Genomic DNA, 13,638 nt, shown 5'->3' on the forward strand with positions numbered 1-13,638 from the left:
GAGACGCCCCGCCCCTGGCAACGGCTCTGCTACCCCTGAGCCTGGTAAGGGAGATCAGCGGCGGTGAGCCCTTCGAGGGCCATCCCAAAGGGCACGCCTTCGGCAATGCGACGGCGCAGACGCTGGTTGAGCGTCTGGCGCTGGAGCCTGCGATACAGATCGGGTTTTGCCGCTAACTTGTGGGCGATTTCCAGTCCTCGTGCGAGTACCTGCTCATGTGGCAGCACCTCAGTCACGACTCCCCATCGTTCAGCCGTTCGGGCATCGATGGTCTCGCCCGTCCACAACAACCATTTGGCCCGCGCTGGACCAGCGACCTCTTCCCAGACCACCTGCAGACCATCGCCAGCGGTAATGCCAAAGGCAGGATGCGGGAAATCACCATACGTGGCTCGCTCGGACGCAATGTGCACATCCGCCAGGAGCAGATACTCCGAGTGAACAGTAGCCGGACCGTTGGCGACCCCAATGACTGGCATGGGAAGATCGACGAGACGCTGGAGGATGTTGATTCCCTCGCGGCGAATTTTCTCCCAATGCGCTGGCTTGAAGATTTCACCAAGACTGGCACCATCGATCGCATCCATAAAGGTATCGCCTGTGCCAGTGAGAAGGAGCGCCCGGTTGTCCTGATCGAGCGCGATTTCCTCAAGCGCTTGCGGCAGATCCTCGTGAGTCTGGCCCGTGAATGTAATGGGACCGCCGTTGGTATGGAAACGCAGCGTCAGGACGCCGTCGTCCGTCCGCTCGAAAGCAAGGTTTTCGTAGTGAGTGAAGTAGCCTGGAGTGGTTGAATGCGCTGTCATTGCTTTTACTTTCTCAAATGTTTCTATCTTACTGCCACCTATCGAGAGAAATGTAGTAATGCACGCTTTCCCCTCCCGATAGACAAAGAGAAGTGGACGTGTTTAGATGGCGATCCGTCCCCCATCAACGGGAAGGGTCGCTCCGTGGACAAAGTCCGCCTCATCACTGGCCAGGTACACGGCTGCGGCTGCAATCTCAGCAGCCTGGGCCACCCTCTTGGCAGGCAGGGCAGCAGCTAACTGCTGAAGTCCTTCCGCCATACCTTCTGTTGAGGGCGTGTACGTCGGGCCTGGAGCGATGGCATTGACATTGACCCCCTTGGGTCCAAGCTCGGTGGCCCAGGCCTTAGTCAACAGCGTCAGTGCCGCTTTCGTTGAGCCATAGAGCGACATCATTGGCTCCCCCACGTGGGCAACCATGGTCGTGATGTTGATGACCTTGCCTGAACCACGCTCCGCCATCTGCGGCGCTAAGGCGGCTGTCAGAAAAAATGGCCCTTTCACATTGATCGCATAGGTGGTGTCGAAGGTGGCTTCATCCACCTGCTCTAATGGAGCAAAGGGGAAGATCCCTGCATTATTAACCAGAATATCGATCGACCCGAACACGGCTGTTGCCTCTTTGGCTAAGCGGCGCACCCCCTCCACCGATGCCTGATCGGCGGCGAGAAAGGTCGCCTGACCTCCTTTGGCCCGAATGGCATCCACCACCGCCTGTCCACGCTGCGCGTTTCGACCACTAACTACCACTCGGACCCCTTCCCTGGCAAAAGCTTCGGCAATCGCTTGTCCAATCCCCGAGGTACTCCCCGTAACCAAAGCCGTTTTTCCCTGTAAGCGCATATATATTTCCTTTTCTAGCGTCTGTTTCTCGTCACGCATTGAACGACGCAGTCCCGCAAATCGGACTCTACGGTCCATTGCACCGTGAGGCAGGATTTTTGCTGGCTTCCTGCGCCCCCAACACGCTGTCTGCTCGACGTGTAATTGCACATTTGCTATGATGATAGAGACAAATCGTCAAAGGGAGGACCTGCAAGCACGTGAGAGGTCAAGAGGCCCTCAGCCATCAGTGTGGACCTGCATAGAGCACATCCGACACGACTCAGTATACTGGCAGAGGCCGAGGAAAGCAGTACTCACCGGGTCGCATTTCGCGTCCCATTTCACGTCCCATGTCAGTAGCCTCCTGCAGTCCGTTCAAAGGAGTCTACTCATGAGTCAGTTCTCGCACAGAGAACGCGATTATGTCTTCGGCCAGAGGATGCTGGCCCTGCGCACCGGCATCGGGCTGACGCAAGAGGGCCTGGCGGCGCGGTTGGGCATCACGCGCAAAGCCATTGGCCGATGGGAGGCAGGGGAGACGTATCCCATCACCGCACATCTGCAAGTGCTGCTAGCCTTCGCTCATCAGCAACGCGCCTTTCCCGCCGGACAGGAGGAAGAGGCGATCCGCGCCTTCTGGCGAGCGGCTCACCAGAAGGTGCTGCTCGATGAGACGTGGCTGCGGGAACTGCTCAGACAACCAGCCACGTCTGGAAGCGAAGGTGCGGTGCAACGGCCCTTGAGCGCTGACCTGTCCAACGCATCGGCTCCCGGAAGTGGGCCACGGGTGGATTGGGGAGAGGCGCTCGATGTGCCCAGTTTCTATGGACGCGAGGAGGAACTGGCCTTGCTCGCACGGTGGATCGGAGAGGACCGCTGCCGGGTGGTCAGTGTGCTGGGCATGGGCGGCATTGGCAAGTCGGCGCTGGCCATCTCGGTGATGCACCAGGTTGCCAGGCAGTTCGAGGTCGTCATCTGGCGCTCCTTGCGTGATAGTCCCACCTGTGCCACGCTGGTGGAGAGCTGCTTCCAGGTGCTTGATCCCCAAGCGCAGTCAGCTGTGCCGGACGCCCTGGAAGAACGCCTCCGTCTGCTGATGGAGCAACTGCGCGCTCGGCGGGTCCTCCTGGTGCTGGACAATGCGGAGACCCTCCTGGAGGAGGGGACTGGCACAGGTCGCATACGTGCAGGAGCACTAGGCTATGCCCAACTCCTTCGACTCATGGGGGAAACCAGGCACCAGAGTTGCCTGTTGCTGACTAGCCGGGAGAAACCGGCGGATCTCGGGCCCCTGGAAGGCAAGCGCTCGCCAGTACGTGCTTTGCGTCTGGCTGGACTGGACGACCTGGCGGGCGCTCAGGTCCTGACAGAGAAAGAGGTGGTGGGTTCCCCGCAGGACCTGGTGCGCCTGGTCAAGGTGTACCAGGGCAACCCGCTGGCCTTAAAGATCGTGGCGCAGACCATCGTGGAGCTCTTCGGGGGCGAGATTGTCCCGTTTCTGAGGCAAGGCGAGGCGGTCTTTGGAGGGGTGCGAGCACTGCTGGACGAGCAATATGCCCGCCTCTCGGCGCTCGAGCAGACCGTGTTGGGCTGGCTGGCCATTCTGCGCGAGCCGGTGAGCCTGGAGGAACTCCTCTGCGTGTTGGTGGCCCCGCTTGCGCCCCTGCAGCTGTTGGAAGCCGTGGATGGGCTGCGCCGGCGCAGTCTCATCGAGCGGGGGCAACGGGCTGGCAGCTTTACCTTGCAGTCGGTGGTGCTGGAGTACGTGACCGACCGGCTGGTCACAGAGGCCAAACAGGAGATCGAGCACGGCAGGCTCCGGCTGTTGCGTGAGCATGGCCTCTCGCAAGCCCAGGCCAAGGAATACGTGCGACAGACGCAGGAGCGGTTGCTGCTCACTCCCCTGCTGGATCTCCTCAAGAGCGTGTATCGGGGGCGAGCGGAGGTGGAGGAGCGCTTGCGCGAGCTGCTTTCGACGGTGCGCGCATGGGATGAACAGGCCCAGGGGTATGGCCCGGCGAACCTGGTGGCGCTACTGCGGCTACTGCGCGGGGACCTGCGTAGGCTGGATCTCTCGCACCTGGCCCTGCGCGGCGTGCATCTGCAAGGCGTCGAGATGCAAGATGCGACCCTTGCCGGGTCGCATCTCCAGGAGAGCGTCTTTCGGGAGACCTTCGATGCCATCACTGCAGTCGCCACCAGCAAGAGCGGACAGTACTGGGCCGCAGCTAGTGGGCGCGGGGAAGTGCGGGTGTGGCGCGAGGCAGGCCAGACCTTGCACCTGGTCTGGTCGGCGCATGCGGACAGTGTCTGGACCCTTGCCTTCAGCCCGGACGAACGCCAGCTCGCCAGCGCGAGCTGGGATGGGACCATCAAGCTGTGGGACATTGAAAGCCGTGCCTTGCTCTGGGTAGGTTGGCATACCAGCGCCATTGTCTGCCTGGCCTTTTCCCCCGATGGAGACCTGCTCGCCAGTGGGGGACATGATGCCAGCATCCGGGTCTGGGACCCGAAGCTGGGCACTCTCCTCCAGGACGTGTCCCATCCCGGTGCGGTCTGGGCACTGGCCTGGAGTACCGATGGGCGCAGGCTCGCTAGTAGCGGCTCTGATGGACACATTCAACTCTGGAAGAGGCAACCGACTGGACTGGCTCACGACAGACAGGCACTCGCCGGGCATAACAACTGGGTGCGGGGGCTTGCCTTTTCCCCCGATGGCAGCGTCCTGGCCAGCGCGAGCTGGGATGGGACCGTCAAGCTGTGGGCACTTACCAGCGGGCGCTGTGTGCAAACGCTTAAGGGACATACCCAGCGAGTGCACTGCCTGGCCTGGAGTCCGGACGGGGCCACGCTGGCCAGTGGCAGCTTTGACCACACGATTCGACTGTGGGATGTCCAGAGAGGCCGCTCTCGGGTGGTCCTCTCTGGCCATAGCGCCGCAGTGTACAGTCTGACCTTCACGTCCGACAGCCGCCATCTGCTCAGCGGCAGTGACGATGGCACGCTACGGCTGTGGGAGGTGGAGCGTGGCGAGTCGCTGCGCGTCCTGCAGGGCTACGCGGCCTCCCTCTACGACCTCGACTGGAGTCCGGATGCCACCCAGCTCGTCAGTGGCGGCACGGATACGCACGTCACCGTCTGGGAGGTGGCCAGTGGGATGCCACGAGGCGTGTTGCGCGGCCATAGCAGGACCGTGTACGGCGTCGCGTGGAGTCCCTATGGACGATTGCTCGCCAGTTGTGGGTGGGATCATGCCATCCGGCTCTGGGACCCAACCACCGGGACCTGCGTGCAGATCCTGCGGGATCTCGATCACCCCGACACCGTCTTCTCCGGTGTGGCCTGGAGTCCGGACGGGGAGCGCCTGGCGAGCGGAACGCTTCTGCAAGGCGTGCTGGTGTGGGACGGGACAGCGCGCTCCCCACACTGGCTGAGCCAACAGTTCCCTCCCTGGATCCGTCGCGTGGCCTGGAGCCCGGACGGGACGCGGTTGGTCGGCGGGGGCGGTGATGGCCACGTGTATGTGTGGGACGCTTTTGATGGCACGCTGCTCCAGCAGCTGTCGGGGCATCAGGGAGCCGTCATGAGCGTGGCCTGGAGCCCCGATGGCTCCCGGCTGGCCTCTGGTGGTGGCAGCCGAGGGCAGGAGGACGGGGAACTGTTGGTGTGGGATGCCCACAATGGGGAATATGTGCGCATCTTGACGGGGCATCCGGGGGGAGTCTCCGCGCTGACCTGGAGTCCCAATGGGCAGATGCTGATCAGTGGAGGCAGGGACGGCAAGGTGCGCTGGTGGGAGGTCCACAGCGGAGAGTGTGTGCATGTGCAAGAGGGGCATCAGGGAGCAGTGCATGCGCTCAAGGTGAGTCCCGATGGAGGCAGGCTGGCGAGCAGCGGTGATGATGGAGCGATTGTGCTCTGGGACCTCGAACGAGGCAAACCTCTTCGAACGCTGCGGCGGGATCGCCCCTACGAACGGCTCGACATCACGGGCATCCGGGGGCTCTCCGACGCACAAAAGGCGTCTCTGCGCACGTTGGGAGCGTTCGAAAAAGCGTCTATCGGCGAGAGCACATGCGTGCTCTTTTCGATGAAAGAGGGATGGCGACGGAAATCCTCCTGCCGAGATGCCTCATAACCCACGGGGCGCGCAACGAGATGTTTGCTCTCGTCATGAGCTCCGGACCAGCCTTGAGCGATTTGCGCTCTTGCGTCCTGGAACGCGAGTCCGAGAAGGTATCAGCAAGCGAGCAAGCCAGAAGAATAAAACGGCTTGTCGTAACCATTCATGCTATACACCCTGCTTGTTGCGCACCCCGTGGGACGCGGGGTTTGCGGTCAGCTCGCAATTGGTGGAGGGCACCTTGATCAGTCGATGCAGTGTTATCCTCGAAATCGGAAGGTCGCCAGTGCTCTGGGTACTTCACGGGGAACCATCCAGCGGTTGGTTGAGCAGGAAGGCATCGAGCGGCAGACGAGCCAGAGGCTCTCGCTCGAGCAGCGGGAGGAGGCTTTCCGATTACTGGACGAGGGGGTGTCGCTGAGGCAGGTAGCCCGGCAGTTCGGCGTGAACCCCGAGTCGCTCCGGCGTCTGGTTATTCTTTATCAGTTTGAAGCCCGGGGATATCTTTCGGGAGCTGACCAACCGCTTCTGTCGCCAGGCGGGTTTTACGCCCAGAGTCGTTTTTGAGGGCGACGAGATCGAGACGATTCGCGGCCTGGTCATGGCTGGCCTGGGGGTGACGTTTATCTCTCACCTCATGGTGCGCAGTGCCCCGTATCTCGCGGCACAGCCGGTCAGCATCCTTCCCATTGCAGAGCCGCGCTGTCGGCGTCATCTCGGACTGGCCTGGCGCACCACGCACTACCTCTCGCAGGCGGCACAGCAGTTTCGAGCGTTTGTCATTCAGTATTTCCAACAGCTTGAGCAAGAGAGACCTTGATTCCGGCATCCAGAGGGATTCTATTATGATACTGAATCGAAAATGATTGCCGCACTCAAACCCCGCCCGGCATTCCTGCCGATCTTGCGTTTGCTTCAAGGTGTTTTTGAACACAAAGAAACCAGTGAATTGCTACAAGCAGTTCACTGGTCGAAGCGGAACCGACGGGCGACGAACCACCAGTCGCACCTTGCCTTGATCCCCATTGACAAGTTGTTCGCTGATCGCAATGATATTCTGATCACTACCCCGAAATCGAGCGCTGATTATGCCCAATCTGGTACCTTATTTGAACAAGCCCTTGGTAATCAAGTAGACATTCCTTTATTGCAACGCCGTCCAGGTCCAGACACGCCTCCATGGAAAATCCCTGTTCCCGAATGATCGAACGTAATACGCCGTGTTGTTGAGAACCAAGAACCACTACGCAAGATTGCAGACGATTACAGCGTCTCATACGAAACAATAAGGCGTATCGTTCGGGCTGCAAGTAAGTAGCAGAGGTATGGTCAACGTATTGGGAGAAATAGAAGAGAGTGGTGAGGTCTCACGGAAAAAGGTGTTGAAGGCCAAGAAGCGTGGGGAGGTCGATGTGGCTCTGCGACTCGTTTGACTGCAGCCACCTTCTTCCAGGTTTGGAATCGACTTTGTCAGGTGGCACGATAGTCCCCGGCACGCAGAGGGTGACGCCGTGGTTGGAAATGGCTAGAGATGAGGCCAAACGCAGAGAGAAAGCGCTGTGTCTGTGCGGGCTGATGTGAAGCGCCGCATGTCCTTCTCTCGCAATCGTGTAGGGGGTGCGAATTTTCCGCTCGATGGTTCAAGCATGTGTGCTGCCGATGTTGCTCGCCAGTCAGGACCTCTCGTTTCTCGGCCCCATACCTTTTGAGCGTATCAGTGATGATGACGCGAGGGGCTCAAAGCTCCATAGGGTCCTACACTTGATCCATAAGCTGTCATACAATATCTCCTTCTAGCTATATTTTCTGATAATAACACCTACTTCGATCTCAAGATATGCAACCACTTAGGATACCCATATGAATCTTCTGCTTTCAGAGAATTGAAGCCTAAATCTGCAGTAATATGCTCTGCAATGTACTTGATAGCATTCTCTATAGCAGAGAAATTCTCTCCGATTGCCTCAAACCCCAGAGTCCACCACTCTTGATCCAAGGCTTTCAAGGCAGTCAACTCAGCAGTGCATCTATTTTTAACGCACACTTGTATTGGGACATCTTTTACCTTTGTACCTGCTACCAACTCATATTTACGAGAATATCGTGCCTTCTCAACTGTAACCCAGGCCTTCTTTGTATTATCCTTTATGGGTTCCTTTGAAGTATTCAGTAACATTTGAGACAAGGATTGGCTTACATCATCTTCGTCACTGAATCCCCATTTCATCCAATGTTCTACATACGCCTTATTTCCATTGATAGGAATCGTTTCCCCTCTCATTTGGCGCCACTTTATTTCTATTTTGTCCTTACTTCCCTCTAAATCACCACACCCTCTTATCTTCATCCCTATGCTCTCAGTATCACACAATACAAAATATACATCCTTCCTTAGATTTACCTGATCTATATCATCTTTTATCCTTTTACTCTTAAATCTCTTTAAAATATCCTCTTCAAGCTTGCCACACAAAAACCAACGGATCTCAACACTCTTTAACATGTAATCACAACTTTTCTTATAACTCGCAAAGACAGCACAACTAAAGAGTTCTCACTTATAAAAACTGTTACGTACATTCTAAGCCGTAATCAGAAATTACTCACATTGACACTTTCTCAGCAAGAGCAGGCTATTATGGTGTTGCGTCAAGGGAGGTCTTTGAGAGAATTTGCCAAGGAAGAGGCGCCTTGACTCCCAAGCCACTTGAGAGTGTATCCTTTGATCAGAACAGAGGAGCGGCAGCAAAAACCGATGGTATCGGCCTATCTGGCTTGCCTTGTTTCAAACACGTGATAAATCCTGTTGACAGCCCAGACGTCACGAACAGTATGCTCGGCAAAAGATGAAACGGTGTTTTTCTCGAATGATCCTGGTCGTTTTTCCCTGTGCTGCTGCTTCTCGGCTTCTGCTCGAAGCTGCAGATGACAAGCTTTCAGGTAAGACACGCCCCTTTCCTCACAGGGAAATCTGGCATTCCTCCTCTCGTTCGCCTATACAAAGGGGTCTTATGCTCCTCCACCGTTTAGTGGTGTTCTATCTACACAACCATATTGAGCAACAATTAGTTCAGCTTATGCTTTTAAAAGCTGAACTAATTGTGTCGTTTATTCTGAGATATTATACTTCTTATGGTCTTGGCACGCGATTCGCTACTAAAAAGCTTGACAAATCGATCTAGAAAACGTTATCTTTCTTGTATACCTTGCCTGCTTGTCTATTATGCAGTCGCTCATGCCAATCAACATGGAAGTTCGAGCATGGTAGTAGATGAGCTGTTGTCTGCTCATGCGTATAGATAATATATGGACGAAGGAGTACATATATGCAGTCAATGCATCGACGATCCTTCCTCAAGGCAGTGGGAAGCGCGACCACTGGAGCCAGTCTATTGTTGAGCGGTTGCGCGCCAGCTATCAATACTGGAGTCAAGAAGACTCTCAACTTCTGGGCATTCTCCAACACACGTATCCAATGGCAGCAAAAAGCCTGGGAAGTCTACAAGAAGGAGAAGAAACCCGACTTTGAGATCAACTGGATGATCTTTCCTTTTCAGCAAATGCACGACAAGGTCTTGATTACTGCCCTGGCTGGCTCAGGCGGCCCAGACATTGCTGAAATTGAGATTGGTCAATTCGCGCGCTTCATAAAAGGTGACGTCATTTTCGTAGATATGGCCTCTAAGCTTCAGCAAATGGGAGTCCTGGATGAGTTTTATCATCCCTCGGCTACCGATCCCTGGTCCTGGAAGGGCAAGATCTATGGTATTGGCAATGAACTGAATACCTGCCTGCTCAGTTACCGTTGGGATCTCTGGGAAAAGGCTGGCATTAAGGCCCCCATAAACACTTGGGATGAGTTTGCGGAAGCGGGTCGCCGCTATCAAAAAGCTACAGGCAAATATTTCATCGATTTCCCCTTCAACGACTCCGGCTACTGGTGGATACAGGTACTTCAACGTAAAGGCGGTTTCTTTGATTCCACTGGCAAACCTATCTTTAACTCCTCCGAGGCTTTAAACACTCTTAGCTATCAGAAGCAGGCCATCAACGAAAATTGGGCGGGTATACGCCCCATTGGTCAGGCTTACTGGGCCAAGGTTTCCGATGGTACGTTTGCCTCTCTCATTGGCCCTTCCTGGAACTTTAGCGGTTTTGTAAAACAGAATTCGGCTGATACCGCTGGCAAATGGCATCTACAACCGCTTCCACAATGGGAGACGGGAGGTTCGCGGACCGCTACGCAGGGCGGTACTGGTGTTACTGTGCTCAAGACCTCTTCAAGTGTTGAGGAAGCCCTCGACTTTATACTCTACGAACACACGAGCATCGAAGCGTTACTTGGCGATTATGGGATACGCCAGACCTGGCCTACCTATAAGCCCGCGCTGGAACAGGCCAAATTAAGCGAGCCATTGAAGTTCTTCGATAATCAGAGGGCGGGTGCGGTAATTAAAGAGGTTTCTCCAGAGATTAATCAGTGGTACAACTCACCCTACTGGCCGGAGACAAACGATGCTTTTATACGCATCGCGCTCACGCCCTGTTTACAGCAGCCAGGCGTCACGCCAGAGTCGGCGCTGAAAGCCGCTTATAGCGAGGCTTCGAGCATCATCAATTTCGAGACTGCTTAACACCATGTACCATTTAGCCCCCTGAGAATATCCGCATATGCCATGCTCAAAGGAGGTTTACACATGGCCCAGATTCATACCGGTATGATAGCCCGACCTCGCCAGAGTAGCAGTTGGTGGCGTCGCAATCAACGCAAGCTCGCTCCATACATCTTCATCTCACCCTTCTTCATTCTCTTCCTGATATTTGGGATCTATCCCATTCTCTACTCCTTCTGGCTCAGTTTCTTTAAAGGCTTTGGCTTCGATAAGAAGACTTTCTTTGGCCTGGGCAACTATATCCACCTCTTTCAGGACCCTCGCTACTATACTGCAGTGCTCAATACGACGAAGTATGCCCTTGGCAGTCTGTTTATCCTCACCCCCCTGGCACTGATCATGGCCCTGGCTATCAATTCCCTCTTCGTGCGCTGGAAAGGACTTTACCGCATAGGCCTCTTCTTTCCGGTCATTACCTCAACCGTGGTCATTACGGTTATCTTCGCGCGCGTCCTTGATACACAATACGGCTTGCTCAACGTAGCGCTTGGCTGGTTTGGTATTCCCCCGGTTGGTTGGCTTACAGATCAACCAGTTGTCATGCCAGCCTTTGTCCTCATCGGCATCTGGACCTACCTTGGCATCAATACACTCTTCTGGATAGCGGGCCTCAATGCTATCAATAAAGAGTACTATGAGGCGGCTATGATTGACGGCGCGAATCGCTGGCAGGCCTTCTGGCGCATTACGCTTCCACTGCTCAAGCCAGTAACGCTCTTTATCGTCATCCAGGCCATTATCGGCTCTTATAACCTCTTTGCTGAGCCTTTGCTGCTCACCAGTGGTGGCCCTTCGGATGCCTCGCTAACCATCACGCTCTATGTCTACACTCAGGGCTTCCAGAACTTTAATGTTGGCTACGCGAGTGCTATTGCCTATTCGATGACGCTGCTGCTGCTCATCCTCTCCGTTCTGAATATCAAGATATTCGGTGGTTATGGAACTGCCACAGCCTCAGACGCAGCGTGATAGCCAGATAGTTTGTGCTATGTGCCTTGCCTGTGCGTCACGCACAGGGTTCTTTAGAGAGGTTCTCATCATGGCAAGCATTGATACGACGTTTCAGGAACCGAAGACAAAAACACAGCTTTCGCCTGCTGCTCGTAGACGCCGCTACTCTTTTATTACTGGCTCAGTGCTGGTCAACCTCCTGCTCCTTTTGCTGCTAATCCTGACGGTTGTGCCTTTCCTCTATATGGTTTTTAGCGCCTTCAAACCTAACACAGAGATCTTTGGTACGCCGATTACGCTCTTGCCACGCAACCCAACCCTGGATAATATGAAGGCCTTGCTTACGCAATTTCCCTTCGCACGCTGGATGCTAAACACAGCAATTGTAGCCATTGGCGGTACGATTACATCGCTCCTACTCAGTTCGCTGGCAGGCTTTGCTTTCGCAAAATATGACTTTCGTCTCAAAAATCTCCTCTTCACCCTTATGCTGGTAACGCTTCTCATCCCGCCACAGGTCTTGCAGATTCCACAATTTGAGGTGATTCGCGAACTTCACTGGTTCAATACCTACCAGTCGTTGATTATTCCTCGCGCGGTGGGTGCCTTTGGAATCTTCCTGATGCGTCAGTATACAACAACCGTTCCCAACGAGATTCTCGATTCCGCCCGCGTCGATGGGGCATCCGAGTTTGCCATCTGGTGGCGCGTCGTCCTCCCCCTGGTGCGTCCAGGGCTAGCAGTTCTAGGCATCCTTTCTTTCACTGGTTTATGGAACGACTTCTACTGGCCTTTGGTCGTGACTACCGATCCATCTATGTTTGTCGCTAACCTGGGAATCGCGGCCCTTGTTGGTCCATATGATTATCAATATGGAATTCTGCTCTCTGGCGCGGTTCTGGCTTCGCTACCTATTATTCTTATGTTCCTTATATTCCAGCGCCAGTTCATCGCGGGTCTTACCCAGGGTGCTGTAAAATAAGGCCAGAGACACTACTATACCGACCCCGCGCCCGAAAGCCCCTATGCTTCAGACATGGGGATGAAGGGCGCGTTCCTTGTGAACCCGGAGTCGCTCCAACAGTTGGTCATGAGGCACAAGCGGCAATAAAAAGTACGCCGACACTCGATGAGTGTCGGTGTGTCCCACTGGAGGGAGCTCAGACGGAACCGACGGGTTCCGAGCCTTCGGTCACTACGATTTTTGTCATTTGAAACGCTTAGAAATGGGTCATCAACAGCTCCTCTATCAGCCAAACCGTCCTGCTATACCTTGAGCTGGAGCACGTCTGCCCAAAAGTTCAGGGAACCACCACTAGAGCCAGCCTTCCTGCTGCGGTGGGAAGGACTGGAAGTGTGGGCCGAACCCCTGGGCCCCCCGCCGCTGTAGCGCAGGGAGCTCTCAGATCATCGGTATGTGTAAAGCTCTATCACCACGAGCGAGCCCTACACGTATCCTAGGCCAACCTTGATATATCAACCTCGCGTACATGTTCAAGGAAGTTGTGATTGGGCCGGAAGCCCAGAGCACGCTCCGCACGCTCCGAGACATAGACACGATCAATGCTCTCGGGCAGCGCCCACCCTCGCCCAGCAAACACGTCTAGCGCCTCAGGCAGGCGTTGTCGCAAGACCGCCACGGGATCACGTAGCAAGAGGGGTGTGTCTTCCAACTGGAACGGTGAGCGCGCGGCGATGTTAAAGATAGCAAAGGTGAGCGACTCATTGAGGGCCGCCAGCAGATGAGCGGTCGCTCCATCGCGCGCATCCAGGCCCCTGTATAGCGCCACCTCGCGTGGCGACTCCTGAAAGAAGCGCGCGACACGCAGGCAGATCGCCGGCAGGCCTTGCGTGAGCGCAAAGTGCTTGCAAAGCGCTTCGGCGGCGAGCTTGGTCCGATCATAGATATCGCGCGGTCGCGGACGCAACGCCTCCGTCACCCATACCGCTCCCCGGCGCGAACGCATCGCCTTCCCGTAGACCGAGGTGGTACTGGTGTAGACAAAGCGTCTCACGCCCGCGGCCCGCGCCGCCTCCAACAGATTGAGTGTCCCGCTCACGTTGGTCTCGACAAAGTCAGCCTCGCTGCGCCATGCCATGTCTGGATGGTGCAGCGAAGCGGTATGCATCACGACGTCAGCCCGCAGAGCCAGCTGGAAGAGCGCCTCGCGGTTGCCAATGTTGGCGAGTTCCCCCGTCCAGGGTCCCAGTCTCAGATCGATACCATAGACCTCGTGTTGCCGGCGCCGTCAACTCCTGA

At 55.9% G+C, this 13,638-nt stretch carries 11 protein-coding genes and 1 pseudogene; 7 read left to right on the forward strand and 5 right to left on the reverse strand.

Annotated features, from left to right (window positions below; translation table 11 throughout):
• Positions 1–29: 29 nt before the first annotated feature.
• A complete protein-coding gene (locus KRAC_RS10325; RefSeq protein WP_007906710.1) occupies positions 30–806 on the reverse strand; it encodes an enoyl-CoA hydratase/isomerase family protein in 777 nt (258 codons plus the stop codon).
• Between the two features lie 102 nt (positions 807–908).
• Complete coding sequence (locus KRAC_RS10330; RefSeq protein WP_040442242.1) at positions 909–1,649, reverse strand: SDR family NAD(P)-dependent oxidoreductase; 741 nt, start codon at positions 1,647–1,649, stop codon at positions 909–911.
• Positions 1,650–2,022: 373 nt separating this feature from the next.
• Here KRAC_RS10330 and KRAC_RS10335 point away from each other — a divergent pair, with 373 nt between their 5' ends.
• The 4 genes from KRAC_RS10335 to KRAC_RS10345 all read left to right on the forward strand — a co-directional run bounded on the left by KRAC_RS10335 (position 2,023) and on the right by KRAC_RS10345 (position 6,958).
• Positions 2,023–5,769 (forward strand): WD40 domain-containing protein, encoded by a 3,747-nt coding sequence (locus KRAC_RS10335; protein WP_007906714.1) that lies wholly within the window; start codon positions 2,023–2,025, stop codon positions 5,767–5,769.
• Positions 5,770–6,006: 237 nt separating this feature from the next.
• On the forward strand, positions 6,007–6,321 hold the full coding sequence (locus KRAC_RS65660) for a helix-turn-helix domain-containing protein (protein WP_244422117.1): 315 nt from the start codon (positions 6,007–6,009) through the stop codon (positions 6,319–6,321).
• Positions 6,242–6,574 (forward strand): LysR substrate-binding domain-containing protein, encoded by a 333-nt coding sequence (locus KRAC_RS61245; RefSeq protein WP_075164198.1) that lies wholly within the window; start codon positions 6,242–6,244, stop codon positions 6,572–6,574. The genes KRAC_RS65660 and KRAC_RS61245 overlap by 80 nt, the downstream gene beginning before the upstream one ends.
• 42 nt (positions 6,575–6,616) lie before the next feature.
• Entirely contained in the window at positions 6,617–6,958 is a 342-nt protein-coding gene (locus KRAC_RS10345) for a hypothetical protein (protein ID WP_007906723.1), read from the forward strand.
• A 266-nt stretch (positions 6,959–7,224) separates the two neighbouring features.
• Here KRAC_RS10345 and KRAC_RS75755 read toward each other — a convergent pair.
• Together KRAC_RS75755 and KRAC_RS61250 are read right to left on the reverse strand one after the other, a co-directional pair.
• Positions 7,225–7,488, reverse strand: a pseudogene (locus tag KRAC_RS75755) (IS6 family transposase); the annotation flags it as partial.
• Between the two features lie 85 nt (positions 7,489–7,573).
• The gene (locus tag KRAC_RS61250) at positions 7,574–8,257 is read right to left on the reverse strand and encodes a hypothetical protein (RefSeq protein WP_007906724.1); all 684 of its coding nucleotides are present in this window, start codon (positions 8,255–8,257) and stop codon (positions 7,574–7,576) included.
• Positions 8,258–9,080: 823 nt separating this feature from the next.
• On the opposite strand from KRAC_RS61250, the gene KRAC_RS10355 reads away from it, so the two are divergent.
• From KRAC_RS10355 to KRAC_RS10365, 3 genes are all read left to right on the forward strand, one after another.
• Positions 9,081–10,388 (forward strand): ABC transporter substrate-binding protein, encoded by a 1,308-nt coding sequence (locus KRAC_RS10355; RefSeq protein WP_007906726.1) that lies wholly within the window; start codon positions 9,081–9,083, stop codon positions 10,386–10,388.
• A gap of 63 nt (positions 10,389–10,451) precedes the next feature.
• The gene (locus tag KRAC_RS10360) at positions 10,452–11,396 is read left to right on the forward strand and encodes a carbohydrate ABC transporter permease (protein ID WP_007906727.1); all 945 of its coding nucleotides are present in this window, start codon (positions 10,452–10,454) and stop codon (positions 11,394–11,396) included.
• Between the two features lie 70 nt (positions 11,397–11,466).
• The gene (locus KRAC_RS10365) at positions 11,467–12,360 is read left to right on the forward strand and encodes a carbohydrate ABC transporter permease (RefSeq protein WP_007906728.1); all 894 of its coding nucleotides are present in this window, start codon (positions 11,467–11,469) and stop codon (positions 12,358–12,360) included.
• A gap of 475 nt (positions 12,361–12,835) precedes the next feature.
• On the opposite strand, the gene KRAC_RS10370 is transcribed toward KRAC_RS10365, so the two are convergent.
• Positions 12,836–13,600 (reverse strand): NAD-dependent epimerase/dehydratase family protein, encoded by a 765-nt coding sequence (locus KRAC_RS10370; protein WP_083814586.1) that lies wholly within the window; start codon positions 13,598–13,600, stop codon positions 12,836–12,838.
• Positions 13,601–13,638: the final 38 nt, after the last annotated feature.

It is taken from the genome of Ktedonobacter racemifer DSM 44963, from assembly GCF_000178855.1.
Taxonomy (GTDB): domain Bacteria; phylum Chloroflexota; class Ktedonobacteria; order Ktedonobacterales; family Ktedonobacteraceae; genus Ktedonobacter; species Ktedonobacter racemifer.